This window comes from Rhizobiales bacterium NRL2 (assembly GCA_001664005.1).
Lineage (GTDB): Bacteria > Pseudomonadota > Alphaproteobacteria > Minwuiales > Minwuiaceae > Minwuia.
Map to the genome: position 1 here is coordinate 624721 of CP016093.1, position 25576 is coordinate 650296.

The following is a 25576-nucleotide window of genomic DNA, read 5'->3' on the forward strand; positions in this document are numbered from 1 at the left end:
AGGAGGCAGTCATGCTAAAATTCACATCCCTCGGCGGCGCTGGCACTGTCACCGGTTCGAAACATCTCCTCGACCACGACGGCAAGCGGATTCTGATCGACTGCGGCTTGTTCCAAGGCCTAAAGAACCTGCGCGAGTTGAATTGGCAGCCACTGCCGATAGCCCCTTCGAGTATTAATGCCGTCGTTCTGACCCATGCGCATCTCGACCATTCGGGTTATTTACCCAAACTTGTGAAGGACGGATTCCACGGTGAAATTTTCGCGACGGACGCGACCCGCGACGTTGCAGAGCTGATCCTCAAGGACAGCGGTTACCTCCAGGAGAAAGATGCCGAATACGCGAACCGGAAGGGGTTCTCCAAGCACAAGCCCGCCCTGCCGCTCTACGGTCTTCACGATGCGGAACACGCCCTCGAACGCTTCTCGTCAATTCCGTTCGACAAGGCTGTTCAGCTTCCCGCCGGGGCGACCCTGATGTTCAGGCATGCCGGCCACATCCTGGGTGCTGCCACCGCCGATATCGTATGGGGCGGCAAGCGGATCATATTTTCGGGTGATCTCGGCCGCTATGGCGATCCCGTCATGCCTGATCCGGTTCCTGTCCCGGAGGCCGACTATATCGTTATTGAATCCACTTACGGCAACCGCATCCATGAAACGGGCGATCCAACCGAGATGCTGAGTTCCGTCATCGAGCGCACGGTTCAGCGCGGCGGGACCGTGGTGATTCCGGCATTCGCCGTTGGCCGGGCGCAGTCGCTGCTCTATCACCTCTGGCAATTGAAGCAGGCTGGTCGCCTGGCATCCATCCCGATTTTCCTCGACAGTCCGATGGCGATCAGCGCCACGGACCTGCTCCACGCCCATCGCGAGGATCATCGCCTTTCACCGGAGGATTGCGACACGGTCTGCGGCCTCGCCACCTACACGAGGGACGTCGAAGGATCCAAGGCAATTACCGCGAGCCCCTATCCCAAGGTGGTGATCTCTGCCAGTGGCATGGCAACCGGTGGCCGCATTCTCCACCATCTCAAGGCCTTTGCACCCGATCAGAAGAACACCATTCTGTTCTCGGGCTTTCAGGCTGCTGGAACCCGTGGACGGGCCATGCTGCAGGGCGCCCGCGAGATCAAGATCCACGGACAGTGGATACCGGTCAAGGCAGAGATCGCCGATCTGCCCGCACTCTCGGCGCACGCAGACTCTGATGAGTTGATGCGCTGGCTTTCCGGCTTCAATCATGCGCCGGCCCGCACCTTCATCGTTCATGGTGAGGCCGAAGCTGCCGAGGCACTGCGCGTCCGCATCGGCAAGGACCTCGGATGGAATGCGACCGTTCCCCGCCAGGATCAGGCGTTCGACCTATGAACCAAGGTGACGCCGAACTCCCCGCTACACCGAAGCTTCGCGCCACCCGCTTTCGCCTGCACACACAGCACCAGGCGGTGGTCATCATGCGGACCGACTGCCATGTCTGCCGCGCGGAAGGTCTGGCGTCCAGGTCGCAGGTGGTGGTTTCGTCTGGCGGTCGGGAGGTGCAGGCGACCCTGTTCCAGGTCGAGGGGGACGATCTGCTCGCCATCGATCAGATTGCCCTCACAGAAACAGCGTGGCAGATCTTGTGCGTCGAAGAAGGCACGGAAGTCACCGTCACGCATGCGCCAGCACTCGAATCCCTCGCCAGTGTCCGCCGCCGGATCTACGGGAACCGGCTCGACGCGCGTGCCGTTGGGTCGATCGTCAGGGACGTCGCGGCACGCCGCTACACTGATGTGCATCTGGCGGCCTTCCTGACGGCGAGCGCGGCTCTTCCTCTCGACGAGCAGGAGACCGTCGATCTGACCGGCGCCATGGTCGAGGTCGGCGAGCGCTTGCGATGGGATTCCCTGATCGTAGTCGACAAGCATTGCATCGGCGGGCTCCCTGGCAACCGTACCACCCCGATCGTCGTCGCGATTGTTGCTGCCCAAGGGCTCGTCATCCCCAAGACCTCGTCGCGCGCAATCACATCGCCTGCAGGTACTGCGGATACCATGGAGACACTTGCTCCGGTTGACCTTGATATCGCAACGCTCCGACGCGTCGTGGAAGCCGAGGGCGGCTGCATCGCCTGGGGCGGGGCGATGCATCTGAGCCCCGCCGACGATATTTTCGTCCGCATAGAGCGTGAGCTCGATGTCGATACCGAGGGACAACTCATCGCGTCTGTCCTGTCGAAGAAGATTGCAGCCGGCTCGACGCACGTCGTCATCGATATCCCGGTCGGACCTACCGCCAAGGTCCGCAGCGAGGCGTCGGCGCGTCACCTCGCGGAACGGATCAACTCCGTTTCAGCGCGTTTCGGACTCTCGGCCACTTGCATCCTGACCGACGGGTCGCAACCGGTCGGTCGCGGAATTGGCCCGGCCCTGGAAGCGCTCGATGTCCTCGCGGTTCTCCGTGGTGCGCCCGATGCACCGGATGACCTGCGCCGACGCGCAACGGCATTGGCTGGCGCCGCCCTGGAGATTGGCGGGAAGGCCGCCAAGGGGGAAGGAGCAGCTGATGCGCTTGCGATCCTTGCGGACGGGCGAGCCTGGCAGAAGTTCCAGGCCATCTGCGCGGCGCAAGGAGGTATGCGCACGCCGCCGCGGGCGTCCCACGTTCATCCGCTGATCGCACCGCGTGCCGGTCGCATCGTTCATATCAACAATCGCAAGCTCGCAAGGCTCGCCAAGCTCGCCGGCGCGCCGGAAGCCAAGGCAGCGGGCGTCTACTTGAACGTGAGCCTCGGCCAAGAGATCGACAATGGCCAAGCGCTGCTCGACATCCACGCGGAAACCGCGGGCGAACTGGCCTATGCGCTGGAATACGCGCAAAGGAGTCCGGACATCATCGAAGTTGAGCTTTCGTCGTAATGGTCGCTGTCGAGCTTGGATGGCTGAACGCTCTGCGACGCTACCTGATCGCCATGGCGATTGGGAATCTGATCTGGGAGTTCGCCCATATGCCGCTTTACACGCTGTGGGAAACCGGCACTCCACGCGAGATAGCCTTCTCTGCACTTCACTGCACCGGAGGCGATGTCCTGATTGCGACGAGCGCTCTCCTGGCCGCGCTGGTCCTGTTCGGAAGCAGCCACTGGCCGGAGACAAACTATCGTCGTGTGGGGCTTGCCACCGTCCTGATAGGTCTCGGATACACCGTCTTCAGCGAGTGGCTCAACATCGAGGTTCGGGAAGCCTGGGCCTATCGTGACCTGATGCCGGTTATCCCGGTAATCAACGCCGGCCTCTCGCCCATTGCGCAATGGATCGTCCTACCAATCATCGCTTTCTGGTGGGCGGGACCTCGGAAAGAAGCACCATGACTCGTTTAACGTCCTTCACCATCTTCCTGTTTGCTTCTGTCGTTCTTCTCATTATCTCGCCGCTTACCGCTCACGCCCAATCCGGTGTGCCCCTCGCCGACCTGTTGCGATCCACGCATATTCACGGGCTAGCGGTCGATCGCCCTGACAGCGGTCGTCTGCTTATCGCCACTCATCATGGTTTGCATGCCTTGCGACTTGATACTGGAATGGTCGATCTCGTTTCCGAGAGGCAGGACGACTTCATGGGTTTCACACCGCACCCGACCGATGCGCCAACGCTTTATGCGAGCGGCCATCCGGCGCGCGGCGGAAACCTCGGTTTCATTATCTCGAGAGATGGCGGCCGGTCCTGGTCCAAGCTCGCTGATGGCGTCGACGGTCCGGTCGACTTCCACCAGATGGACGTTAGCAAGGCCGATCCGTCTGTCATCTACGGCATCTTCGGCAATCTGCAGAAGAGCGCCGACGGCGGGCGTAGCTGGCGCCGGATCGGTCCCGCCCCAGAAGGAATCATTGCTCTCGCGGCCTCGAGCAAGGCCCCGGACCGGATCTATGCCGCCACGCAACGCGGTCTGGTACTCAGTACTGATGGCGGCCGTCGCTGGCAGCCAGCGCACGAGGCGCGGCAGGCAGCAACCATGGTGCATGTGACCCCGGACGGTACTATCTACGCCTTCATCGCCGGCACCGGCCTAGTACGCGCCGAGGAGCCGGAGCTCGACTGGACGACCCTGGGCGACGGGTTCGATGACGAATTCGTGCTCCACGTCGCAGTCGGTGGAGGAAGAGAGCGCCCAACTCTATACGCCGTGGCCGTCAATCCGAAAACGCGAATCCAGTCTCTCCATGTGAGCCGTGACGGGGGACAAAGCTGGGCCCCGCTGACAAAGGATAAGTAGAGGACATGGCGTGTTTCGTCGCCCGCATCGTTGGCACCAACGTTCTTGCGCCTTGTGGTTGACAACCCGGTTAACAAAACGCCGTTTCAATAGCGAACCAATGCATTGGAGAACGAAGGATGCACGGTGATCACTGTACCGTGCCACGCGAGGCTGGTCGACCTCCTTGCTCTGGGGCGTTCCACTCACCGCGTCACTTCCACCCCACCGGACCGCGCTTGCTCGCGCATCACAGCGTAGTCGCTCAGCATCTCGGCGATCGCTGACCCGTCCGGCAGCATCCCTAGTTCCTCGGCCGCGCGCGTTTGGAACTCGCGACTGTACTCCACCACGGGCGGACAGACGGTAACGATGCGCGGTTCAGAACCGCCCGTCGCGCAGGCGGTCAGCAAGCTCGTCGCGATCGCGAGGGCGGCGAGCCGCCGCATCGAGCATCCGACGCTGTACTTCATTGGCCTTCTCCGTGATTTCGAAGCGTTCCGCCAAGCGCCCGGCGCGCTCACCGGCGCGGCGGATCGACAGCAGAAACAGGAGGACGGTGAGGGCGAGCACGCCATACCGCAGCGCAGCGCGTGCCCATGGGCTGGCGGCAATCCCGGTCAGGAGTGCAGAGATCATCGCCGCCCCCGTTTCCAGTCGTCGATGCGGGCGTAAATGGCGACCGCGACGCCGGCGAGCGCCACGGCGATGAACACCCAGCGCAGGGTGTCGAGATACGGCACCAGCGGCAGAATGGCGGACTGGGTCTCGGCCAGGACGTTCTGCGCCACCTCGACGCCCGCCGCGCCAATCGTCGCCACTCCTGCGGCGCCGCTGCCTTTCATCGTGCGGCTCTCCGCCAGCACCTCCCGCGCGGGCGGTGCTTCGGCGGCAAATGCTGTCGCCCGCACGGGGAAACGCTCGCCCCACTGCCGCGCCGGCCCGAGATCGATATGCATGAATCCCGAGCGCGGGTAGAAACCAAACCCGAGAAATCCGACCGCCCGCGCCGCCGCCTCGAACGCGACCGGGTCGTGGTTCGCCATGGCGATGTCGAAAGCCGCGCCATCCATGTGCTTGGAGCGCGGCGCGCCACCGACGGCGCGGTTGTGCGCCGGACTGCGGTAGGCGGAGCGGACGATGAGCGGCTTGCCAAGCCGGTCGCGGAGCGCCTGGAGCTTGTCCAGCGCCTCCTCATTGAGGCGTAGCGACCCGCTGCCGCGACAGGCGATCTCGGCGGGAGAGAAGTTCTTCCAGCGCCAGGCGCCCTCGGGCACATCACGCCAGTGGTTGAAGTAGCTCGTCGTCATCGGTGGTCTCCGGACACAAAAAAGCCCGCCGAGCGGCGGGCTTGGTGGGGTGAGGATCGGCAGCGTCGGTCAGGGACCGTTGCCGAACAGCTTCAGCTTGATGGCGATGCCGGCCATCAGGGCGAGCAGCACGCCGGTGGTAACGATGCGGACAGCGGTCTGCACCGCCGTGCGCTTGGCGAGCCTGAGACTGCCCAGCAGGGAACGGAGGTCTCGGATGTCGACGGCGGCATCGTCGCCGTCGAGCCCAACATCCTCCAGCGCCTTGCGGGCGCCACGCTCCGCCGCCAACTCCAGCAACTGCTCGAACTCGGCTTCGAGCATAACGATATGGCCGTCACCGACGGTCGGACGGTTCATGCGATCTTCCTCTCGTCGATGACTACGCGGCCAGATCGGCCTCATGGACGCGGGCATCCTCGCCCACGGCGGTGATCTCGATCTGCTCGCCCCTCGGTCGGATCGAGATGACCCGGGCGCGCAGGCTCCAGGCCTCGCCGACACCGAAGGCAAAATGCGTCCGCTCTTCCGACGCGCCGGTGTAGGGCGTGAAATCGAGATCCTCGGCAAGGACGACACGCCGATCGTCGGCGCCCGGACCGACCGGCCAAGGGCCGCTTACCGTCCCGTCACGCCGACGCAGCGCGATGTAGTGCGTCTCACCGTCGGCCCATTCCAGCGGCTCGGAGAGTTCGAGCGTGCGGGTCTCGGGGGCCCAGGCGACTGCCTCACCACCCTGGCCCCAACGAGGCATGTCGTGGGCGACGGCGATGAGATCGCCATAGGTCGGGATCAGCCCCTCCAGCTCGGTGCGGAAGCTCACCATGCGGCGGCGATAGCGGTTGGCCGCCGCCATGTAGAGACCTTCCCGAAGTGCCTGCGCCTCGTCGGTGCAGCCGAACAGCTCGACCTTGGCCGGCTGATCGGCCGCGCTGTCGGCCAAGCTCGCGGTCACCTCGTCGGGCGCCCAGATGCGCGCCGAGAAATACTCGACCGTGACCGCGTCCGCGGTGTCCTCGCCCGGCATCAGGTACTGGACCTTGAGGCTGCCCTTGACGATGTTGCGGGGGCCGAAGAGCGCCACGGGCAAGGTCCGCGCTTCGTCCCGGACCAGCCGCAGGATGCCGCCCTGCAGGAACGGCACGGCCCGCCCGACGCGGGCGATCCGGGTGAGCGCTTCCCAGACTGTGACGCCTTGATCGAAGACGGCGTCGAAGCGGTCGCCCCGGCCCTGCCATAGCCCGTCCAGCGCATGGAGCGCCGCCAGGTCGATGCGGGCGTCCGGCAGATCGGCGCCATAGTGGGCGCGTGCGGCATCGGCGAACGCCCAGGCGATCGACCGCGTCGGCTGCGGCGAGGTCCATCCCGTGACGGGATCCCAGACCGGGAGCCTGCGGGCCAGGATGCAGTTCACCAGGCGCGACGAGCGCTGCGACAGGTTGTCGGTCGCGCGCATGCGCACGGCAAGCAGCGTGACGTCGCCAAACACCGGATCGCCTGCGAGAAACGCCTTCAGCCCCTGCCAGCGGATCTCGTGGCCGGCGCGGGCGTCCGTATCCTTGGCGTCGGTCCGCCTGAGACGAACCTCGTAGCGGCCGCTCGCGACCGGATAGCGGTCGCTTCGCCGCTGGGCGGTGTTCGTGGCGGCAGTGACGCTTTCTGCCCCCAGCTGCACCCAGCCGCCGAGGGCGACGCCATCCTCGTCGATCGCGCGCGCCTCCACCTCCCAGTCGATGGTGCGCGGATCGAGCCCGCCGGAGGTGTTGGCGTAGTAGAGCCCGCGCGGCATGACGAGGTCGATGCCGATCTCCTCGGCGGCGGTGCCGGCGGGGTTGGCGGCGAAGGGGCCGATCCAGCCGTCGTCGCCTGTGTCCAGCTCGTTTGTGCCCTTCAGCTCCTGGCCCGCCACTTCGGCCGCCGTAGTCACGTCCGCCTCGAACAGCATTACCGGATCGCCGGGTGCGACGATCTCGTAGGTCACCTCCTCGAAGGAGCTGATGGGCGTGTCCTCAATGCGGACCTGCTCGAGGTCGTACTCGCCCTGACCGATGCAGTGCAGCTGATGCAGGTACTGCTCGTTGCCGGCGTACTCGGTCCAGGGTGTGGCGGCGAGGTCGGGATAGACCAGGTGCCGCCCGTAGATGACGGGGATCGGCTGGCCGAGTCGGGCCTGATTGCCCTGGGACTGCAGGGCATAGGTCGGGCTTGGCGCCGGTGTGCTGCCGAAGGAGCCGCCGAAGCTGGGCGCGGGAGGTTTGGGCGGCGGGACGAGCACGTTCACCAGCGTGGCGCCGGCGAGCCCGACGGCCGCGGTGATGAGCGAGGTGCCGATGGTGGACGTGATGCCGATGGCGCCGGCGATGGCGCCGCCGATCGCGGGTGCCGCCACCATGACGGCGATCATGAGCACGGTGCGCAGCGGGTTCTTGCCGCCGCCTCCGCCCCCGCCTCCCTGAGGCAGGGAGACGAAGATCACGACGTCGGACGCGCCGATCGCCACGGCCGGCCAGTCCGCGCGCAGCACGGGCTCGCCATTGCGCAGACAGACCGTCGGGCGCTCGAACTCCGCGATCCCGTGGGCGTCGAGCCAGGCGCGAATGGTCGTGCCGGCCACGATGGGCAGCACGTCTCGGCCCCGTTCCGGGCAGAACGGGTTGCGCAACATGACGACGACGGCGGTCAATGAGGGTCTCCCGTAAATCGATAGAAGCCCTCGATCCGCCATCCCTGGAGATCGAGGTCGCGGGGATTCTGGAACGCGACGCCGATCCTGCGGGCCGCATGCAGGACGCCGCCGCCATCGACCTCGAGCCACAGGCCGACATGGACCGGGTGCCGGGACTGGCGCATCAATACGGCGTCGCCCTCGCGAGGCTCGGCCACGAGGCGCCAGCGCCGGCGCTCCGGATGATCCCGGAAGGCATCGAGCACCCTGCGCAGGTCGGCCGCATCGACCGGGATCTCGGGCACCTCGATGCCGAACTGCTCGCGCCAGCAGTAACGGACCAGGCCCCAGCAATCGAACGCTTGCGCTCCGCGCCCGCCGGCCTGCCACGGTCGGCCGATCAGCTCTTCCGCCCAGTGCATCGGATTATCGTGTGAGCCCGGGGAACCGCCTGGCGGTATAGGTCTCGGCGGGGAAGGCCTTGTTGCCGATGTCGAGCATGCGGGCGCGCCCGGTGACCCGGAACACGTCCGCCTCGACCTCGGTCAGGATGAGGGTGATCGGCGGATCCATCTGCGGACCCTCCAGGTCGGTCGAGAGGTAAGGCCGGTAGGTCACCTCGATCTTGTCCTGGCTGGTCGCGGCCGCATCGAGGTGGCGGACGATCTCCCGGCTGACATTGTCGAGGGTGACCGCGATCTCCGGCACGGGCGCCGTGTCCACTGGCGGCAGTTCGAGCTCGAAGCCCATGGCAACGAAGCGAACCCAGCCGCCGGCGTCGACCGGCGCGTCCGCTTCGAGACGCGCCCAGAGGTCGACGTGGTCGCGCACGACGCGGATCGCGGTCGGCTGGCCGTCATCGTCCAGGAAGGACGGATGGCGCAGTTCGAGCGTGTGCAGGATGACGGTGTCGGAGGGCGCGGATGCGTAGGCCTCCCGGATCGCCCGCTCAAGCGCCGGATCCGGCATCGTCGTCCTCCAGCAGGTCGGGCTTCGGGTGGGCGCGTTTGACGGCGAGCCACTTGCCGAGAAGCTCGTCCATCTCCTTCGGCAGGCCGGTGCCGTTCAGGCGCAGCTGGTTGAAGGCTTTGAGGATGGTGTCGAGCTGCTCGCCGATCGGCGGGTACTCGACCTCGCGCGCCTCCCGGTAGCGCCGGTAGGGGTGGCCGAAGGTCCGGATGAGTTGCGCCACCTCGGGCTCCGCCTTCGGATCGTGGACGTGCAAGTCGATGCGCGCATCCTGACCGTCGGGGATCGGGTGATAGAGCACCGCGTAGTGGCGGCCGTCGACGAGGCAGAGATGCTCCCAGGTGTTGGGCTCCTCGGGCATGTCCGGGGGTTGGAAGAAGCCGCCGGCCTCTTCCGTATAAGAGATGAACAGTCGCATGGGTCAGGTCCCGAGCTTGGCGTTGATCTCGATCGGCCAGTACGGGTTCCGCTGCGAGTAGCCGGCGTTGTAGTAGACGTTGTAGGTCACATACCAGGTGCCGGCGCCCCAGCAGGTGCCGTCTTCGCCGAGCCAGAGATTGGCTCCGTTGTCCGAACCGATGGACTGCGCATCCACGTCGATCACCTTCGCGGCCAGGCCCGGTGCGTTCCACCAGTAGGAATTCGCTGCGAACAGGGCGCCGCCGCGCTGGCCGTTGTTGTTGCGCCCGCCGCAGAGCGTGGTGCCGTCGTCGAACAGCGCGATCAGATGCGTGGTCGAGCCGCGGCCCGCCAGATCGACCTTGATCAGCTCCCCCGGCGCGACGCCGGTGCCGAGGGTGAGATCGAGCTCGTAGACGCCGGCATACGTGCCGCTCGAACGGTTGTCTGAGAGCTGGCCATAGCCCGAGTAACCCCCGCCGAATAGTCGGTTGTGCTCGGTCTTCACATAGCTCGTACCGTAAGAGTTGCCGCCGCCCCAGACATCCACCGCCTTGCCGTAGGCCTCGCCCGCACCGAAGCCCGCAATGAACTGGGCTGCATTCGTGCCCGCTGTCGATCCCGTCATCGCCTGGCCGTAGCCGGAATAGCCGGCGAAGGCGACGGTGCCGTCAGCGAACAGGAACAGCACCTGACCGTTGTCGCCGCCGCCCCAGGCGGCGATCTTGACGCAAACCTTGTCGGCGAAGAGCTGGTTGCCGCTGGTCCCATGCTGGACCGGCCGAAAATAGGCCTGGTTGTTCCCGTAGGCATCACCCATGGGATAATTGTTGTTGCGCCCAGCGGCCCAGACCTTGCCGGCGGTGTCGATGTACCAGACCGTGCCGTACTGATCGCAGGCGGCGGTCACGTAGACCGCATCGGTGACCGGGACGATGCCGCTTTCGCCGCGCGACGGCAGGCCCTCGCGGTAGCACTGGTGCGGCGAGTAGGTCTCCGCCGAGTTGGTGGTGGCGTTGTTCGTGGCCGTCTGGCCGTAGCCGTTGTAGCCCCAGCCCCAGAGGCGGCCGTCGTCGGTCAGCGTGTAATAGGTGATGGCGGTACTGTCCTGGCCGTTCACCGTGCCGGCGATCTGCACGATCTTGCGACCGTTCTTGTAGATGCGCTGATCTTCCTGGATGCCCTCGTAGGACTGCCAGCCGACCATGCGCCAGCCGGAGCGGTTGGACGCGGCGCCGTCGCCGCACTGGCCGTGGCCGCTGTAACCGCAGGCAAACGCGACGCCGCACTTGAGCAGCACCACCTTGGTGTAACCGGGAATGGCGCCGACGATGTGGAAGGCGTCGCGCTCCTTCCAGTGGTGGCGCGTGTCGTAGCCGCCATAGTTGGACGGCCACGCGTCGGGATCCATGCGGCCTTCGGCGATCGCGCGGATCCAGTTCGACTGCACCCCGAGCCACTGCAGGGGGTCGGACAGGATGTAGCCGTGCTGGACGTAGCCGCCGCCATTGCCGTCGCCGAGGTCGGAATACTGGTTCTGCCCCGAGATCGCGACCTTGGTGTGGTCGACGATGAGGAGGCCCTGGCTGTTCTCCTGCGTCATCGACGGGCCCGTCACGACCTCGTGGCTGAACGGCTTGGGCGTACGGGTGTTGTGGCGAAACACATGCGGGTTGAGCGCCCGCTGGCCCTTGCTGTTGGCGATGGGGCCGGGGAACAGCGTCACCCGGTGGTGCCCGCCGCCGCGACGCCCGATGGTGACCGAACCGCCGCCGGCCTTGCGCTCCGCCCGCGGCAGGTCGGCCGTGATCGTGGAATTGCTCATCAGTAGTCGCCGCCGAAGAAGCCGATATGGACGTTGCCGGTCGTAACCGCATTGGCGTTGGCCGGGATCCGCGCCGCGAGCGGGTCTTTCAGCAGCAGCCAGCGGTCGCCCGTGAGGTCCAGCCACGGCATCTGCTCGAGGTCGAGCCCGGCGACCGAAGGGGAGCCGTCGAACCCGGCGCGGGCCGGAACCTCCATCGACCAGAGGGGACGCCAGCGGTAGGCGTCGATGGTGACGCCGAGCTGCTGCGTGATGGCGTTGCCGGGCGTGTTCTCCAGATTGAGCACGTCGAAAATGCCGGATCCGGGCGTCTGCTCCCCGGTCCCGGTCATGCGGTAATCGCCCCGATTGACCGTGGCGACGTTCCAGAGCGTCAGCACTTGCAGGTTCTCAGTGATCGCCCAGGACTGATCGTCGGTCCGGGTCACGGTGAAAGGGTCCGTGGCCGGCGTGGCGCCGGGGACGATGTTCACCTCGACGCCGGAGAACACGATTTCGAAGGTGCCGAACTCCACGGGAGCCGCGGCATCGCCGTCGTTGCCGAGCACGATCGCATGCAGCCGCGTGCCATTGGCGCCGGGCGTGAAGACGGTCTGGGCCGCGTTGCCCAAATCGGCGCGCAGAACCGCGCCATCCTGGCGGTAGGCCGCCACGAAGATCGGCTGATTGGCCATCTTGGTCCTCGTTCAGGTCAGATGAAGCTGCGCGCCAGCGCCACCAGGGCGCCGGCATGGATCTGCGGGGCCAGGTCCAGCGACAGCCGTTCGTCGCCGCCAGGATCGACGACGGCAGCGCCCAGCCCGAGCCCCGCTTCGAGCTTCGCGTCCAGCCGGCCCGGTGCGCTGTCGGTGGCGCTCACGGCGACGGTCCCGACGGCGCCCAGCGCGGCATCGCGGGCATCCAGCGCCTCGTCGCGGGCGAGCTCGGCCGCCGTCCGCGCGGTCTCGGTCGCGTCGACCGCCTGGGTGATGTCGGTCATGTGCGCGTCGACGCTCGCCTCCACGTCGACGATGACCTTGGCGACGCTCTTGACCGGACCGTTCTCGGTGGTAACCGTCGTCTGCGCGTCGCCATGCACGATCTCGTGCAAGAGCAGGCTGTCGGCGTGCGCGCGGTCGGCTGCCGCGCGCAGATCGGCTTCGATGGTCATGGACGTCTCCGGTTACCAGGCGTGCGCGCCGGGCAGGGTCGTGTGGATCAGCGTGTGCAGGGCGTCGACACTGCCGAGCAGCCCCTGCAGGTCCTCTTCCAGCAGGATCGCCATGGCGCCTTCGCTGAGCGTCGGGCGCTCTCGGATCTCCAGCTCGCTGCGAACCTCCCACAGCACGCCGGCGACGATCCGGGCCTCGAACTGGCGCGTGAAGCGCGCTTCCTGCGGCAACAGGCCGAGACCGCCCTTCAGGTCGATCTCGAACCACTCGCCGCCTTCCTTCGCGGTCCAGCGGTACCAGGCCTCGAACAGGGCGAACTGCTCACGCCGCAGCACCCAGCGCACGGTGATGCGGCTCGGCACCTGCGTGTACCGCCTGCGTTGCCGCGCCGGGCCCGCCTCCATCTCCGTCCGCAGGATGGCCTCGCCCGGCCGGATGCCATAACCGTCGACGGTCGGCAGGGGCAGTCGTTCCGGCCAACGGTTCGTCATTCACCATCCGGGCCAGAAGCCCGCCCTCGTCAACGGTAGCTACCGGCCGCCGGGTTGAGGCCGTAGCGGCGCTCCAGCGTCGGCGCGATGCCTTCGCCACGCCCCACGTTCCGGGCAATCCGGCCCTCCACCTGCTCGATCATGATGTCGAGGCTGAGATTGCCGTTGCCGTCACGCCGCCAATCGGCAGTGGCTTCCGTGCCCGGCGCCGCGTTGCGGACGTTCACCGCCACATTGACCACCGGCCGCTCGCCGGAGGCCGGCGCCAGCGATCGCATCTGTTCGGGCGTGAACACGCCCTCGCCACGCCGGGCGACGATCGGCACTTCGCCCGCGACGATCCCGCCGCCATGGAAGCGCGGCGCGCGGTCGAAGGCGGCTGCCGGGACCACGCGGCGCGGCAACGCATCAGCACCAATGACGCCGCCGCCATGGGCGACCATGACGGGGCCCGGTGCGGGGAAGTCCCCCACGGGCCCCGTGGTGCCGCTTCCCCCGAACAAGCCGCCGAAGATGGCGCCGCCGAGATCGGCGAAGATTCTCTCGAACAGCCCGCCCAGGGGCTTGATCACCGCCATGCGCCACGCGGCGCGCAGCGCTTCCTCAGCGATGCTGTTGAACAGATCGGCTGCCGAGAGCTTGCCCGTCATCGCCCATTCGACGAAGGCGTCCTCGCTCGCCTGCAACGCCCGGGTCGTCGCCTGCTCGAATTGGCGGGCGGCATCGCCCGCCTCGTCGAGATAGTCGCGGATGGCCCGCTGGACGCCGGCCGACCAATCGCGGCTGGCGCGCAGCATCCGGTCGTAGGCCTCTTCGCTCGCAGCCGTGAACGTCTCCTGGCTGATGGCGCCCGCCTCGAGCAGCGCATTGAGCTCGCGGATCTCATCGGCATAGGCCTGCTGGGCCGTCCGCAGGCTGCGTGTCAGCGCCTCGCCTTTCTCCCGGAGCTTGCGCGCCTCCTCCTCGGCCTTGTTGCGGGCCTCGATCGCCTGGCGTTCGTCGAAGAGCGCCCCCGCCAGCTCGCGCACCCGCGCGCGCTCCGCCTCCGTCGCCTCCGCCGACAGCCGCCGGAGTGCTTGGGAGACGAAGCGCTCCCGATCGGTCATGGCAAGTTCGTCGCGTTCCGCGCGGAGGCCTTTGATCACCCGCTGGTTGGCCTGACGCTGGCGCGCCGCAGCTTCCTCTTCGCGACGGGCGAGCTCGGCGAGACGCGCATCCCGCAGCGCGGCGGCGTCCAGCATGATCTGCTCGACGCGGTCGAGGTTCGAGCCGTCGGGCGCGCTCAGGGTCTGCATCTCGGCGACGAGCCGCTCATACTCGGCGCGGATCCGCTCGGCGCCCTCGTGACGGGCTTCGAACAGCTGGCGCTGCAGATCCTGCTCTATCCGGGCGATGCGCCGCGCGCGCTCCTCCGCCGAGGCGACATCGCCCTCGATGGCATCCGGCGTCGAGCGCGTATCGGTATCGACGCGGTCGGGCGTGTTGCGCTCCGCCTCAGCCTGCATCCAGGCGAGCTTCGCCGCCCACTGGCGGTACTGCGCGACCCGCTCCTGAAGACGGCGTTCGAGCGCTTGCCGGCGGCCCCAGGCGATCGGGTCGTCGAGGAAGGAGACATCGCCGATCTCGTTCAGCTCGCGGGCGATCTCCTGCAGTTCCCGGCGCCGTTCCTCGACGATGCGCCGGGTCGAGCGCAGGCTCAGCCCCTCGAAGTTGAAGTCCCCCTGCAGAACCAGCTTCAGCTGCTCGTAGGCGACACCAGCATCGGCGGCGAGTTCGGCAAGGCCAGAGGACAGGTCGGCGATCAGCGGCGAGAGGTCGAGGACGGCGCGCGTCAGATTGGCCGAGATCACCTTGCCCAGCGTGTCGAGCTCGTCCTTCGCTTGCTCGGCGTTGCGGATCAGGTCCTCTTCGAGAACGATACCGAGATCGCGGGCGCGCTGGCGCATATCCGCAAGCCCGTCGGCGCCTCGGTTCAGCATGTTGACCATGGCGACGCCTTCGCTGTCGAACAGCTTGAAGGCGAGCCGCAGCCGCTCGGCCGGATCCTCGACCGCGCGCAGGGCTTCCGCGACATCGTCGAGCAGGTCTTCCGAGCGCCGGATATGGCCGTTCTGGTCGCGCAGGGCGATGCCCATGCTGGCGAGCGCTTCCTTCGCCTCGCCCGTGCCGCGCGCGGCTTCCCCGACCCGGCGCGTGAAGCGCTGCAGCGCCATGTCGAGAGTGTTCTGTTCGACCCCCGCCAGGCTCGCCGCGTAGCGGAGTTCCTGAAGCGCCTCGACGCCGATGCCGAGTTTGTCCGCGGTCTTGCCGATGGCGTCGGCCGCCTCCAGCGAGCGGTTTATCAGCGCCGACAGGCCACCAACGGTGGCGATGCCGGCGATCGCGCCGCCTAGTAGCCGGATGCCGCCGCGCAGGGACGCGGCGCGTTCGGCGAGCGATCCCAGGCCGCGCGAGGCGACGCCCGAGGCGCGGTCGATCTTCTTGAGGGACCGGTCGCCGCTCTCGCCGACCCCGCGCAGCTCGGCCTGGACCCGGCCACCGCCGTCGACGCTCAGGCGCACAGCATACTGGTGTGTCGTCTTGGCCATGGGTCAATCCGGTCGCTGGCTCCGAAGGGTTTCGAGCATCCCGAGCTCGGCAGCAGGCAGAAGTTCGGCGAGCACGGCCGCGTCGAACCCGCGGGCACGCGCGATGTCGAGCAGGGCCGGTTGGTTGAAGCCGACGATCTGACCCGTCGGGCCGATGCGCAGCTGGCTGCCGTGTTCGCTCACCAGCAGAAAGAGTGCGTGTTCCTCTTCCGACCGGGGCGCATGCTCCCGGTAGGGGCAACGCTCGGCCGCGCCTATACCTTCGCCTTCGGCGCAGGGGCTTCCTTCCTGGCGGCACCCGGCGCAGTAGTCGGGCCCTCCGCCGAAGTGCCAGCGGCAGAGAGCCCGGATCCGTTTTTTGCTGCGGTGAGCAGCACCTGCCGGAGGGTGAACTCCTGGAAGAACCGCTCGCCCACCGGGTAGAGGTCCATCAGCGCGGCGACGTTCTCCGGCGTCGGTTCCGCCGGCCCGTCGTCGCCTTCAACGCCATCCCAGCGCTGGATGTGCCGGCGCGCGAGCTCCTTGATCAACAGCGCCTGGTAGAGCCCGTCCCGCGCGGCGTCGTCGTCGAGCACGGGAAGGTCGGCGACGGACAATCCGTTCTCCCTGCGCTCGCGAAGATCGCTCTCGATCCGCTCCAGCAGGCGGCGAGCGGCCGACTGTGCCGCGGCCATCGCCGTGGTGGTGAGCGGGGTGACCGTCGCGCTGACCCCGTAGGGGAGCTCGATCTCGAAGGGCTCCCGCGACGCCTTGAGAGAAATCATCCCTGCCTCCTTACAGGTAATCGCTGCCGTCGAGATCGTTCACCAGCGTCACCGTCAGCATCCGGCCGGCGATCTCGTTGCGCGCCCCCTGGAAATCGAAGCTGGCCTGAACGCCGCCCGGCCCCTCGATCGCGAGCTTCGGCTTCGGCAGATAGACCTCGTGCGCCTCGAGCGTGGCCGACAGACCCGCGCCGAGGCTGTAGGAGAAGGCGAGGTCGACCGGCGTTCCGTTCGTCGCCAGATCGATCAGCGTGGTGTCGGCGAAGCGCACATCGATCCGCCCGGTCAGCGCCGCGACGGTGGGATCGGCGCCGTCGATCTTGCTGTCGGAGCGGATGGTCTCGATCTTCTCCAGATTGTTCGAATAGGTGAACGAGCCCGCGGTCAGGTTGGCGATCGACGACCCGCCCCGACTGATCGCCCCCTGGAACTGGCTGACGCGCTGGAAGGCGAAACTCGACGGGGTTCCGCCCTGGCTCGAACCGAAGCGATTCTCGCCCTGGGCGACGCACTGGAGCGTCGCCGCAGCGGCGCCCGAGCGCTGGAAGTCGAGCGCCATGGACCCGACCACCAGGCCCGTGTGCTGGAAATACGCCGGCACCTGGGGCATGCCGACCTCGACGGTGTAGCTCGGCAGGCTCTCCTGGCCGGAGGCGAACACGTGATCGTAGGTGCCGTCGCCGTTGTCGGTGGTGACCGGATCGCCCAGGAGGCCGGTCAGCCAGATGCCGAGATAGCGCATATCGACAGGCACGACGATGTCGCCCTCGTCCATGATGGCGTCGCGCAGCGGCGCCAGCGGATCGCGGCCCTGTCCCAAGACCGGATCGTCGATCAGCCCCTGTTCGGAGCCGAGCGAGCAGCGGTTGAAGGGCATGCGATGGAAGCCGCCCACCGCCGCCTGACCGTATGTGCTCTCGCGGGCGACGAGCAGCGTCGCGCTCGAACCATAGGCTCGCGCCATGACGTGTTCTCCTGTGTTTGCTGATGAGCTCAGCCGAGCGGGCTGGGTGCCTCGTAATCCAGCACCAGCGTGATCATGCCGGTCTTGATCGCGGGCCCGCCCTCGACGGCTTCCGTCATGACCTCCGGACGGCCGTACGTCATGCCGAAGATCTGCCCGCCGAGCGTCGGGTCGGCATCGAGCGCGGCACCGATGGCCGTGGCCAGATCGTCGAAGGTCTGGTCACGGATCGCCTGGTCGCCGGACTCCGCGTAGATCTCCAGCTCGACCGCGTGGCGGTAGTAGACGGGAGCGAACCCGCCCAGCACCTGCTCGGGCTCGCCGGGATCGCCGTCGCGCACGACCACGAGCCCGCCCTCCGGGATTCGTTCCGGGAGCGCGCTGTTCCGTTCGACGCCGATGTCCGGCAACTGGCGGAGTCGATCGGCCAGAGCGATCAGCACCTGTTCGGACCGGGACGCCATGGCTCACTCCGCGCTCATGTGCCGGTCGATCAGCAGCGGCAGGGCGCGTGTCCACTTTGCCGCGGCCCTCTCGACGTCGAGGCGTTTCGGCATGCGGACCTGCGGCACCAGCACGAACATCACCACCGTGGACATGCCGGCCTTCATCCGGCCGGATTTGGTGAACGTCCCGCCTTTTGCCCTGCGGCCAACCCGGCCGGTCGATGCGTTGACCCGGACGCCGTCGACGACCAGAAGCGACGGCCGGCCGCGCCGGTAGACGAACCGCAGCGGCCCGAACCGGTGCTCGGGGAAGTTCGACGGGTTGATGCGCTTGCCGCCGACGCCCCGCTTCGGCGCGGCGGGCGTCGGAATGGCGAGCCAGAAGCCGTTGCGGCTCTTGATTACCGTGCCTTCGTCGAAGACCCGCACGATGTGCGGCGCCTTCGACCAGACCAGGCTCGCCGCGTCATAGCCCTTGTTCGGGTAGGTCCGCGACCGCCAGGCCCGCGCGAGCCGAACCCCGAGACCGGCCGTCAGGACCTGCTTGCGCAGATCCTGCTTCAGGCCCTCGCCGGCATCGCCGACGCCGGCCTGGACCGCCTTGGCGATGCGTCCGGCCTCGACCTCCAGGTCACGGCGGACGGCTTCGCCGAGTGCGGCAGAACCCGGAAGGATCCTGTTCGCCATCACTGAGGCCGCACGTCGAGGGTCCAGATCAGCCGTTCGGGATCGCGCACCGGCTCTCCCTGGACGACCAGCATCTGGCCATCGACCTCGATGGTGTCGCCCGGTCGAGGCTGCTCGATCGCCGCGACGAGCACGTCGACCAGCGTGGTCTCGGCATGCAGCCGGGTCTCCCTGAAGTCGATGACCTGATCCGGACGCCGGGCGAAGATGCGCAGCGGCACGCCGTCTCCGAGCCCGCCCGGGCGATAGACGGCCGAGCGCGCGAGGTTGGGATCATTGAACAGCACCTCCAGGGCTGCGGCGATTGCCGACATCAGAAGCTGCCGTTGAGCCGCACCCGTCCGATGGTATCGGACGCACCGCCGCCGACGACCTCGACAGCGACGCCGATCGCCGTATTCCCGGAGGCGGTCTTCGTCGTCACCTTGGCGGTGTTGTCCCAATAGACCTTGTCGCCGACCGCCCAGGCCTGCGATGCCGCCTTGGTCAGATCGAAGATGCCGACGAGGGCAGCCTCGACTGTCTCACCATTGATGGCATTCCCGGCGGCGACGCCGAAGATGGCGCCGACGAGCAGGCCGTCGCCGGAGGCGACGTCGTAGGGTGCGGTCAGGGTGATCGTGTTGCCGGGTTGGACGTAGTTCTTCATCGCGGAGGGTCCTCTCGCAAAGACGAAGGGCGGCCCGTCAGGACCGCCCGTCTCGTCAGGGTTCAGATGTCAGGGGGTGGTCCGGCTTATGCGCCCGGGTTCTTGTAGAGACCGCGCCAGTCGATTGCCTTGGCGCCGAAGTCGAGCCGGCACTTGATCTCGACGCCGTCGACGTCGAAGCCGTTGCGCGTCTCGATGTAGGCGCCCTGCTGGCCTTCGAGATAGGCGTACTCGATCGTGTCGATCTGGTTCGGGCTCGCGGCCAAATACCAGGCGGTCTCGCTCGCCCCATCGAGCCGCGGCTCGGCGATGGGTGCGAGCGTGCGGATCGACTGCGGCACCACGTTCCCGCTCTGCGCGGGCACAAGGTTCTGCGCCACCAGCTGCTCGGCCTTGAGCTCCAGGGCGGCCGGTACGATCAGAAAGGCGGGCCGGATGTTGAGCACCGTCTTCTTGTCGAGCCCGGTCTGCTTGCGCATCGCGGCGCGGGCCGCACCGACGCTGTCCACGCCGAGCGCCGCGCCGGCGCCAGCGAGGTTCTTGTGGTTGGCATGGAAGAGCGCCGTTCCGTCCGCCATCGCCGGGTTGGAGGTGACGATGTCCCAGACCACATCGCTTTCCAGCTGAGCAATGGCGTTGCCGTACATCGCCGGGATCCGGGTGAAGGCGTCGAGATCGTCGTTGATCAGAACCTGCCGGGTGATGGCGACCACGCGGCCGTAGGTCTCGATTCGGTAGCTCTCCTTCGACTCGCCGAGCGTGCCGCGCTTAAACTCGCCGCTCTCGCCCACCTTGAGAAGCTGGGGCGCCTCGCCGAGCTGAACCCGGTGCATCGCCTTGAAGTCGGTGGCAAGCACCTGGCGGCAGAAGAGCGGGAAGGTCCGCGGATAGGCCTCGTAGGCCTGGCGGAGCGTCTTGTTGGTGACGGCTGCCAGGATCTCGGGGAAATCCGAAGTCGAATGCAGCGCCCGGGTCGCGACCTCGTCGCGGGAGAGGCCGCGCGTGCCGGCCCCCGCCGTCTCCAGGCTTTCGCGGGCGAGCTCCAGCAGGGTCATGCCCCGATACTCGCGGGCCGCATCCTCCAGCGGGAACAATGTCGGGCTGTAGCGGTGCAGCAGCGCGTTGGCGACGGCCTCGCGCCGGGTCACCGTCTCGTCGCGGCCACCCAGCGGGATCGAGACATGGCCGAAGGTCCGGGTCTCGTCGGACTGCGCTGCGACCTGGTCGAGGATCAGCCGGCGCGCCTCGTCGATGGACACACCGCGCTTGATCAAGTCGTCGGCGAAGCCGCGCTCGAGGTGCAGCTTCTCGACAAGGCCGTGGATCGTGGAGACGCGCTCGCGCTCCTGCGCGCGGGCCTCGGTCACAAGCGCGTCCGTGTCGACGCTGCGGGTCTGCTCCTGGGGCTTCGGATCGGGTGCGGCCTTCGGCTGGCTGCGGACGCCCGTCTCCTTCGGCTTCTGTCGGAGTTCGGCATCCTTCGCCTCGGTGGTCTTCTCCGCAGGCGCGTCGGTCGCGTCGCGAGTCGCCTCTTCAGTCTGATCGGTGTCGTGCATCACATTGGTCCTCTGCTTGGGTTCGCCCGCGGCGCTGCGATGCAGGACGCAAGGCTCGAAGGGATCGCGGGAACGGAAGCCGGCGGCGGGATCGGCGCCCACCGGCACGGCCGAGATCTCGAAAGGAGTCCAGTCGACGGCGCGCCAAAGCTCGCGGCCGCCCTCAGGCTTCGAGACCTCGTAGCGGTGGACCTGGTAGCCGATGGAGACCGCGCGGATGTGCCCGGCCTCGATGTCGCGCCAGATGTCGCCGACCGCATCGCGCTCGGAGATCCGGATCCGGGCGATGCCCTGACCATTCTCGATCCGCGCCGTGCCCGGCACGACCGAGCCGATCACCGCATCGAGATCGCCCGCATCGTGCACCTTCAGGAACGGCGCGCCGTTATTCAGCCGGTCGAGCCGGACATGGTCGGGCGCCATGCTCAGCTCCTCGTCATGCGGCTCGCCGAAGAGCGAGAGGCGCCGCACCCGGGCGCCGGTCGACCAGATCACCTCGACGCTGCGCGTCTCGGGATCGATCGTGTTCGGCGCGAGTTCCGCCGCCCGGCGCAGGGCCGGCAGTTCGATCGTCTGCTCCATCAGGGTTTCCTCGGATCAGGTCTCGTCGCCGTCCGGGTCACCCGGATCGGCTACACGCTCAGGTTCGGACGGGTCGTTCGTTTGCGCGCTGCCCGTCTTGGTGACGCGACGCGGGTCGCTGTCGAGGACGAGGCCCAACTCGTCGAGCTTGGCGTTGGTGGCCGCGATCTCGGCCAGCACCGCGTCGGGGTTGCGGCCTTGCCGGGCGATGGCCTCTGCGAGCGTCATGGTGCCGGAGCGGATGGCGAGCAGGTCCGCCATCGCATCCTTCTGCGGATCGACCGCCTCGAACTTGGGCGGCGACCATTCGACGGGCACGTCGGGCGTCGGGATCCGCCCCGCTGCCCACGCAGCTTCCGTGAACCAGCGCCAGACCGGCGCACAGAACATCGGGATGAAGAGCTGCCACTGGACCGCGTCGATCATCCGGCGGAACTCGACGAGCCCCGCGCGGATCGAGGAGTAGTTCACCTGGCTCAGATCGCCGGTCAGCAACTCGTAGGGCACGCGGAAGCCGGCCGAGATCGTGTGCAGGCTCGCGCGCTTGTACTCGCCGTAGCCGCCGGTCGCCGACGGCTGGTTGAAGCGGATGTCCTTCCCGCCGCGGGCGTAGGCGATAAGCCCCGGCTCGAACTGCTCGACCCGGTTGCCGTCGGCGTCGACGACCGAGGGCGCGATCCCCTGTTGCGCTTCCTCCTCGCCGAACACGATGGCGGTGACGCAGGCCTCGGTCTTCTTGCGGACGATCTCGGCGACCTCGTAATCGTCGAGGTCGCGAAGGGCGCGGATGACCGGCGCACCCCAGGGCACGCCGCGCGCCTGCGTGCGCTGTTTCTCATAGACATGGGCGATCTCGGAGGCCGGGATCGCCCGGCTGGTGAGCCCGCCCGTCAGGCTGAGCATTGCGTCGCCCGGATGCGCGCCGAAGAGCCAGTAGGCCCGGCGCCGACCGAGCGCGTCAAACTCGATTCCCTGGACCGCCTGCCCGGAGCCGAGCGCCCCGTTGCGGGTCGCGTCGAGGAAGTCGGCCTCGAGCAGCTGCAGCTGCACCGGCGGCATGACGCCGTCGCCGGCACGTCGCGGCCGGCGTCGGACCAGCACCTCGCCGGCCTCGACCATCTCGCGACAGGCGAGCGTCTGCAGCCCGTAGAAGTCGAGCTGGCCGTCGGCGTCGCAGGCCCGTGCCCAGATCTCGAACAGCCGATCGACCTCGCGGTCGAGCGCGGCGTCGCCGCTGGCTGCACGCGGCATGATGCCGGCGCCGACGATGTTGTTCACCAGCACCGCCACGGCCTTTGCCGCATGCGGGTTGTTGCGCACCAGATCCCGCATCCGGTCCCGCAGCAGCGCACCGGCCCGGCCGATCTCGGCGTCCGCCGAAGATCCCGGCGCATGCCAGCCATCGGTGCGCCGGCCGCGGGCCGCGCCCTCATAGGAGCGGGCGAGCCCCTCGAAGGCCTGCCGCGCCAGCACGCGCCGGGTGGCAGCCCGTGGGGCGACGGTCGCGATGGCCCGGTCGAACCAGGACACCGACATCAGCGGTCCCCACGCGAGAAACCGGCGAAGCCTGCGATGGGGCGGTTCGCCGCACCGGCGATCTGGCGCTCGATGGTCCGGATGCGGCCGAGCAGATCCTCGGCGGAGCCGTATTCGACGGTCTTGCCGTCATAGCTCACCCGCGTGGTCCCGCTCGCATAGGCGCGCCGGAGCGCCGCGAGTTCCGCTTCCGTCCAGTCCGCCATTGTCAGAACCATCCTTCACGCCGCCCGAGCCAGTCGGAGCGGCGTTTGCCTTGCGCGCCCGGCGACGGGCGCCCGATCATGCCGGCCGGCGTATCCGTGCCGGTCGGGACGCCGAGCTGCGCTTCCAGATCGGCCCATGTCGTCTCGGACCAGCGGTCCGCGCCCGCGATCCAGGCGGCGGCGCGGGCATAGACCCGACAGTCCAGCGCCTCGTTGCGCTCCCGAAGCTTCTGCCATTCGAGCCGGGCGAAGCCGCGCCGGTTCCTGACCGTCACCAGCTGCTCGGCGGTGAGCTGTTTGATCCACTCGGTGTCGACCCAGCCCGGCAGATGCACCGTGCCGGGGGCGAAGGCGGCGCCGGCCTCCATCTCCTCGGGCGTCGGCCGCGGTAGTCGCAGGAAGCGATAGGTCTCGGCCTTGAAGGTCGAAACCGCCACGGTCCATAGCCGCGCCCCCCGGCGCAGGCGTTTGCCGCCCGCGGTGGCGTCCACGAAGGTCGGTCCCGAGACCGGGCTCGCCCTATTGAAGCCTTCGAGCCCCTTGACCGGGGCGACCTGCGCGAAGCCGACCGAGCGCGCCCAGCCATAGACGGCGGCCGTCTCGTAGCCCGTGTCGATTGCAAGCCGGGCAAGCCCGAGTTCGGCGCCGCCGGCATGCCGCCAGTTGCGGCCCAGCAGATCGGTCAGCGCCGCCCAGCTCTCCGGCCGATCCGGCCCGCCCTCGATCACCACATGATCGACGAGCCAGCTCTCTAGGCCGCGGCCCCAGGCCCAGACGTCGACCTCGATTCGGTCCTTCTGGACGTCCGCGCCGGCGGTCAGGAACAGCCCGCCGGTCGGCACGATGCCTGCCGGCCACTCCTCGCGGCGCTCGACGAGGCGCTGCCAATCCGGTGCGTCGCCGGTCTCGATCCAGGTCTCGCCGAGCACCGTGTTGCGGAACACCCGCTCGGCCTCGTCCGAGCCTCTGGCGGCCTCCTTGTCCCGCGCAACGTCGGCCCAGCTCTTCCAGCCCGGCGGCGAATACAGCGCCGAGAGATGAAACCCCACCGTCCGCCCATCGTCGGCCTCGGCCGTCGCCCGCCATTCGCCTGCGGCCAGCACGGCGGCCTTGTGGTGCTCCGCGATCGCGGTCTCGCAGGCATCGCAATGGTAAGCGGCCGTCTCGGGCTTCCCCTTCTCCCAGCGCAGCCGCTCGAACCTGAGCCACTGCATTTCCCCGCAATGCGGGCACGGCACGAAGAAGCGGCGCTGGTCGCTCGCCTCGTATTCGCGCTCGATGCGGCTCACGCCGCGGATCGTCGGCGTCGAGACCAGGAAGACCTTGCGCCGATGGGCAAAGGTCAGCGACCGCGCCTCGGCGAGACCGACCGGGTCGCCTTCCTCGTCGGCCGAAGCCGGGTAGGCGTCGACCTCGTCGAGGAAGACGTATCGCGCCGGCATGGAGCGCAGCCCCACGGCGGAGTTGGCGCCGGTCAGCACCAACACGCCGCCCGGGAAGTCCTTGGACAGCTGCGTGTTGCCGCTGTCGCGCGCCCGCGCCGGCTTCACCCGCTCCCGAAGCGCCGGGCTTTCTTCGATCAGCGGATCGATGCGCTGGCGCGAGTTGCGCTTGGCCAGCTCCACCGTCGGCTGGACCGCCAGCATCGGCCCCGGCGCATGGTGCATCACGAAGCCGATCCAGTTGTTGCCGGCCTCCGTCGCGCCGACCTGCGCGGCTTTCATGAACACGACCCGCTGCGCCGGATGGCTCGGCGAGAGCGCGTCCATGATCGCGCGCATGTAGGGCGTGCGCTCGGTCCGGTAGCGCCCCGGCTCGGCCGAGGCGCGTGAGGACAGCCAGCGATGCGTGTCCGACCATTCGGAAACCGTGAGCCAGGGGTCGGGCGTCAGCCCGCGGCCCCAGGCCCGGATCAGCGCTTCGGCGCCATCGAATCCTTCGATCTCAGCCGAGAGCGATACGGGGCTGGGCGAGTTCGTCGAGGTGGGCGCGGACATGGGCCTCCAGAACCTTCTGCATGGCCGCCGTCTCCGTCCCCAGCTCCGCCGCCATCAGCGCGGCGACCCGCGCCGGCCAGTTGACCCAGGCGTCCCGTTCCTCGCGCGCGAGCCGAAACACCAGCGCGGTGGCGCGGTCGCGATCGACGAGCTCGCCCTTGAGCTTCGCCAGCCGGATCCGTCGCTCCTGCGCCTTCAACACCTCATGCGCGGTCTTCGCCTGCAGGAAGGTCGTGCCGCCGCCCGTCACGGGCGCGGACATCCCCTGTTCCTTGAGCGTATCGCCCACCGCCGAGACCGCCGCCTCCGGCACCGGCTTCATTCCGGATCCCGCGGACGTCCCCTTTGGGCGACTCTTCGAGGGATCGGTCGTCTCGGCCCGCTTCGCGTCGCTCGCCGCGGCATCGATCGAGCCGTCGGCATGCAGGACCAGCCGGCCGGCGGCCTTCGCCTTCTGGATCGCGCCGCGCGACAGCCCGACATGGGCGGCATAACGGCGCTCGCTCATGCCCTGCATGCGACCTCTAAAACAGCAATGAAATGATGCACTTATCCGCTT

29 protein-coding genes are annotated in these 25576 nt (G+C 67.9%); 4 read left to right on the plus strand and 25 right to left on the minus strand.

All coding sequences use genetic code 11. The annotated features are described in order from the left end of the window. Positions 1-11: 11 nt before the first annotated feature. From TEF_02880 to TEF_02895, 4 genes are all read left to right on the plus strand, one after another. Positions 12-1370: an mRNA 3'-end processing factor gene (locus TEF_02880; GenBank protein ANK79850.1), complete on the plus strand. Its 1359-nt coding sequence runs from the start codon at positions 12-14 to the stop codon at positions 1368-1370. After that, positions 1367-2899: a thymidine phosphorylase gene (locus TEF_02885; GenBank protein ANK79851.1), complete on the plus strand. Its 1533-nt coding sequence runs from the start codon at positions 1367-1369 to the stop codon at positions 2897-2899. The genes TEF_02880 and TEF_02885 overlap by 4 nt, the downstream gene beginning before the upstream one ends. Further along, the gene (locus TEF_02890) at positions 2899-3351 is read left to right on the plus strand and encodes a hypothetical protein (protein ID ANK79852.1); all 453 of its coding nucleotides are present in this window, start codon (positions 2899-2901) and stop codon (positions 3349-3351) included. The genes TEF_02885 and TEF_02890 overlap by 1 nt, the downstream gene beginning before the upstream one ends. Before the next feature lie 209 nt (positions 3352-3560). Beyond that, positions 3561-4253: a hypothetical protein gene (locus TEF_02895; GenBank protein ANK79853.1), complete on the plus strand. Its 693-nt coding sequence runs from the start codon at positions 3561-3563 to the stop codon at positions 4251-4253. Between the two features lie 185 nt (positions 4254-4438). On the opposite strand, the gene TEF_02900 is transcribed toward TEF_02895, so the two are convergent. The 25 genes from TEF_02900 to TEF_03020 form a co-directional block, all read right to left on the minus strand. Further along, a complete protein-coding gene (locus TEF_02900; GenBank protein ID ANK79854.1) occupies positions 4439-4705 on the minus strand; it encodes a hypothetical protein in 267 nt (88 codons plus the stop codon). Then, positions 4614-4871 (minus strand): hypothetical protein, encoded by a 258-nt coding sequence (locus TEF_02905; GenBank protein ANK79855.1) that lies wholly within the window; start codon positions 4869-4871, stop codon positions 4614-4616. The genes TEF_02900 and TEF_02905 overlap by 92 nt, the downstream gene beginning before the upstream one ends. Beyond that, positions 4868-5542 (minus strand): peptidase M15, encoded by a 675-nt coding sequence (locus TEF_02910; protein ID ANK79856.1) that lies wholly within the window; start codon positions 5540-5542, stop codon positions 4868-4870. Before TEF_02910 ends, TEF_02905 begins: the two co-directional genes overlap by 4 nt. A gap of 69 nt (positions 5543-5611) precedes the next feature. Next, a complete protein-coding gene (locus TEF_02915; protein ANK79857.1) occupies positions 5612-5902 on the minus strand; it encodes a hypothetical protein in 291 nt (96 codons plus the stop codon). A gap of 22 nt (positions 5903-5924) precedes the next feature. Then, on the minus strand, positions 5925-8225 hold the full coding sequence (locus TEF_02920) for a phage tail protein (protein ANK79858.1): 2301 nt from the start codon (positions 8223-8225) through the stop codon (positions 5925-5927). Next, a complete protein-coding gene (locus TEF_02925) occupies positions 8222-8629 on the minus strand; it encodes a hypothetical protein (GenBank protein ID ANK79859.1) in 408 nt (135 codons plus the stop codon). The genes TEF_02920 and TEF_02925 overlap by 4 nt, the downstream gene beginning before the upstream one ends. A gap of 4 nt (positions 8630-8633) precedes the next feature. Continuing rightward, the gene (locus TEF_02930; GenBank protein ANK79860.1) at positions 8634-9176 is read right to left on the minus strand and encodes a transcriptional regulator; all 543 of its coding nucleotides are present in this window, start codon (positions 9174-9176) and stop codon (positions 8634-8636) included. Next, the gene (locus tag TEF_02935; GenBank protein ID ANK79861.1) at positions 9157-9594 is read right to left on the minus strand and encodes a hypothetical protein; all 438 of its coding nucleotides are present in this window, start codon (positions 9592-9594) and stop codon (positions 9157-9159) included. Before TEF_02935 ends, TEF_02930 begins: the two co-directional genes overlap by 20 nt. 3 nt (positions 9595-9597) lie before the next feature. Then, the gene (locus tag TEF_02940; protein ANK79862.1) at positions 9598-11400 is read right to left on the minus strand and encodes a hypothetical protein; all 1803 of its coding nucleotides are present in this window, start codon (positions 11398-11400) and stop codon (positions 9598-9600) included. Beyond that, positions 11400-12074, minus strand: a complete 675-nt coding sequence (locus TEF_02945; protein ANK79863.1) for a hypothetical protein — start codon at positions 12072-12074, stop codon at positions 11400-11402. Before TEF_02945 ends, TEF_02940 begins: the two co-directional genes overlap by 1 nt. Positions 12075-12091: 17 nt before the next feature. After that, a complete protein-coding gene (locus TEF_02950) occupies positions 12092-12550 on the minus strand; it encodes a hypothetical protein (protein ID ANK79864.1) in 459 nt (152 codons plus the stop codon). 12 nt (positions 12551-12562) lie between these two features. Beyond that, positions 12563-13042, minus strand: coding sequence for a hypothetical protein (locus tag TEF_02955; GenBank protein ANK79865.1), 480 nt, complete (start codon positions 13040-13042; stop codon positions 12563-12565). A gap of 29 nt (positions 13043-13071) precedes the next feature. After that, complete coding sequence (locus TEF_02960) at positions 13072-15630, minus strand: hypothetical protein (protein ID ANK79866.1); 2559 nt, start codon at positions 15628-15630, stop codon at positions 13072-13074. A gap of 3 nt (positions 15631-15633) precedes the next feature. After that, on the minus strand, positions 15634-15813 hold the full coding sequence (locus TEF_02965; GenBank protein ID ANK79867.1) for a hypothetical protein: 180 nt from the start codon (positions 15811-15813) through the stop codon (positions 15634-15636). A 71-nt stretch (positions 15814-15884) separates the two neighbouring features. Beyond that, positions 15885-16394 carry a hypothetical protein gene (locus TEF_02970; GenBank protein ANK79868.1) on the minus strand — a complete coding sequence of 170 codons (510 nt, stop codon included), beginning with the start codon at positions 16392-16394 and terminating at the stop codon, positions 15885-15887. Positions 16395-16404: 10 nt separating this feature from the next. Next, complete coding sequence (locus TEF_02975) at positions 16405-17358, minus strand: hypothetical protein (GenBank protein ID ANK79869.1); 954 nt, start codon at positions 17356-17358, stop codon at positions 16405-16407. 29 nt (positions 17359-17387) lie between these two features. Then, entirely contained in the window at positions 17388-17822 is a 435-nt protein-coding gene (locus TEF_02980) for a hypothetical protein (GenBank protein ID ANK79870.1), read from the minus strand. Positions 17823-17825: 3 nt separating this feature from the next. Beyond that, the gene (locus TEF_02985) at positions 17826-18491 is read right to left on the minus strand and encodes a hypothetical protein (protein ID ANK79871.1); all 666 of its coding nucleotides are present in this window, start codon (positions 18489-18491) and stop codon (positions 17826-17828) included. Beyond that, positions 18491-18805: a hypothetical protein gene (locus TEF_02990; protein ANK79872.1), complete on the minus strand. Its 315-nt coding sequence runs from the start codon at positions 18803-18805 to the stop codon at positions 18491-18493. The genes TEF_02985 and TEF_02990 overlap by 1 nt, the downstream gene beginning before the upstream one ends. Continuing rightward, on the minus strand, positions 18805-19140 hold the full coding sequence (locus TEF_02995; GenBank protein ID ANK79873.1) for a hypothetical protein: 336 nt from the start codon (positions 19138-19140) through the stop codon (positions 18805-18807). Before TEF_02995 ends, TEF_02990 begins: the two co-directional genes overlap by 1 nt. A gap of 86 nt (positions 19141-19226) precedes the next feature. After that, positions 19227-21278 (minus strand): peptidase U37, encoded by a 2052-nt coding sequence (locus tag TEF_03000; protein ID ANK79874.1) that lies wholly within the window; start codon positions 21276-21278, stop codon positions 19227-19229. A 15-nt stretch (positions 21279-21293) separates the two neighbouring features. Beyond that, on the minus strand, positions 21294-22814 hold the full coding sequence (locus TEF_03005; protein ID ANK79875.1) for a phage portal protein: 1521 nt from the start codon (positions 22812-22814) through the stop codon (positions 21294-21296). Further along, positions 22814-23020, minus strand: a complete 207-nt coding sequence (locus TEF_03010) for a hypothetical protein (protein ID ANK79876.1) — start codon at positions 23018-23020, stop codon at positions 22814-22816. The genes TEF_03005 and TEF_03010 overlap by 1 nt, the downstream gene beginning before the upstream one ends. A 2-nt stretch (positions 23021-23022) precedes the next feature. Continuing rightward, a complete protein-coding gene (locus TEF_03015; protein ID ANK79877.1) occupies positions 23023-25017 on the minus strand; it encodes a phage tail protein in 1995 nt (664 codons plus the stop codon). Next, a complete protein-coding gene (locus TEF_03020) occupies positions 24965-25534 on the minus strand; it encodes a hypothetical protein (GenBank protein ID ANK79878.1) in 570 nt (189 codons plus the stop codon). The genes TEF_03015 and TEF_03020 overlap by 53 nt, the downstream gene beginning before the upstream one ends. Between the last annotated feature and the right edge of the window lie 42 nt (positions 25535-25576).

Bases quoted from the DNA above. Each gene is read 5' to 3' on its own strand.
- TEF_02880 (ANK79850.1), top strand. From the start codon at position 12: ATGCTAAAATTCACATCCCTCGGCGGCGCTGGCACTGTCACCGGTTCG.
- TEF_02885 (ANK79851.1), top strand. From the start codon at position 1,367: ATGAACCAAGGTGACGCCGAACTCCCCGCTACACCGAAGCTTCGCGCC.
- TEF_02890 (ANK79852.1), top strand. From the start codon at position 2,899: ATGGTCGCTGTCGAGCTTGGATGGCTGAACGCTCTGCGACGCTACCTG.
- TEF_02895 (ANK79853.1), top strand. From the start codon at position 3,561: ATGGTCGATCTCGTTTCCGAGAGGCAGGACGACTTCATGGGTTTCACA.
- TEF_02900 (ANK79854.1), bottom strand. From the start codon at position 4,705: ATGAAGTACAGCGTCGGATGCTCGATGCGGCGGCTCGCCGCCCTCGCG.
- TEF_02905 (ANK79855.1), bottom strand. From the start codon at position 4,871: ATGATCTCTGCACTCCTGACCGGGATTGCCGCCAGCCCATGGGCACGC.
- TEF_02910 (ANK79856.1), bottom strand. From the start codon at position 5,542: ATGACGACGAGCTACTTCAACCACTGGCGTGATGTGCCCGAGGGCGCC.
- TEF_02915 (ANK79857.1), bottom strand. From the start codon at position 5,902: ATGAACCGTCCGACCGTCGGTGACGGCCATATCGTTATGCTCGAAGCC.
- TEF_02925 (ANK79859.1), bottom strand. From the start codon at position 8,629: ATGCACTGGGCGGAAGAGCTGATCGGCCGACCGTGGCAGGCCGGCGGG.
- TEF_02930 (ANK79860.1), bottom strand. From the start codon at position 9,176: ATGCCGGATCCGGCGCTTGAGCGGGCGATCCGGGAGGCCTACGCATCC.
- TEF_02935 (ANK79861.1), bottom strand. From the start codon at position 9,594: ATGCGACTGTTCATCTCTTATACGGAAGAGGCCGGCGGCTTCTTCCAA.
- TEF_02940 (ANK79862.1), bottom strand. From the start codon at position 11,400: ATGAGCAATTCCACGATCACGGCCGACCTGCCGCGGGCGGAGCGCAAG.
- TEF_02945 (ANK79863.1), bottom strand. From the start codon at position 12,074: ATGGCCAATCAGCCGATCTTCGTGGCGGCCTACCGCCAGGATGGCGCG.
- TEF_02950 (ANK79864.1), bottom strand. From the start codon at position 12,550: ATGACCATCGAAGCCGATCTGCGCGCGGCAGCCGACCGCGCGCACGCC.
- TEF_02955 (ANK79865.1), bottom strand. From the start codon at position 13,042: ATGACGAACCGTTGGCCGGAACGACTGCCCCTGCCGACCGTCGACGGT.
- TEF_02960 (ANK79866.1), bottom strand. From the start codon at position 15,630: ATGGCCAAGACGACACACCAGTATGCTGTGCGCCTGAGCGTCGACGGC.
- TEF_02970 (ANK79868.1), bottom strand. From the start codon at position 16,394: ATGATTTCTCTCAAGGCGTCGCGGGAGCCCTTCGAGATCGAGCTCCCC.
- TEF_02975 (ANK79869.1), bottom strand. From the start codon at position 17,358: ATGGCGCGAGCCTATGGTTCGAGCGCGACGCTGCTCGTCGCCCGCGAG.
- TEF_02980 (ANK79870.1), bottom strand. From the start codon at position 17,822: ATGGCGTCCCGGTCCGAACAGGTGCTGATCGCTCTGGCCGATCGACTC.
- TEF_02985 (ANK79871.1), bottom strand. From the start codon at position 18,491: ATGGCGAACAGGATCCTTCCGGGTTCTGCCGCACTCGGCGAAGCCGTC.
- TEF_02990 (ANK79872.1), bottom strand. From the start codon at position 18,805: ATGTCGGCAATCGCCGCAGCCCTGGAGGTGCTGTTCAATGATCCCAAC.
- TEF_02995 (ANK79873.1), bottom strand. From the start codon at position 19,140: ATGAAGAACTACGTCCAACCCGGCAACACGATCACCCTGACCGCACCC.
- TEF_03000 (ANK79874.1), bottom strand. From the start codon at position 21,278: ATGGAGCAGACGATCGAACTGCCGGCCCTGCGCCGGGCGGCGGAACTC.
- TEF_03005 (ANK79875.1), bottom strand. From the start codon at position 22,814: ATGTCGGTGTCCTGGTTCGACCGGGCCATCGCGACCGTCGCCCCACGG.
- TEF_03010 (ANK79876.1), bottom strand. From the start codon at position 23,020: ATGGCGGACTGGACGGAAGCGGAACTCGCGGCGCTCCGGCGCGCCTAT.
- TEF_03015 (ANK79877.1), bottom strand. From the start codon at position 25,017: ATGTCCGCGCCCACCTCGACGAACTCGCCCAGCCCCGTATCGCTCTCG.
- TEF_03020 (ANK79878.1), bottom strand. From the start codon at position 25,534: ATGCAGGGCATGAGCGAGCGCCGTTATGCCGCCCATGTCGGGCTGTCG.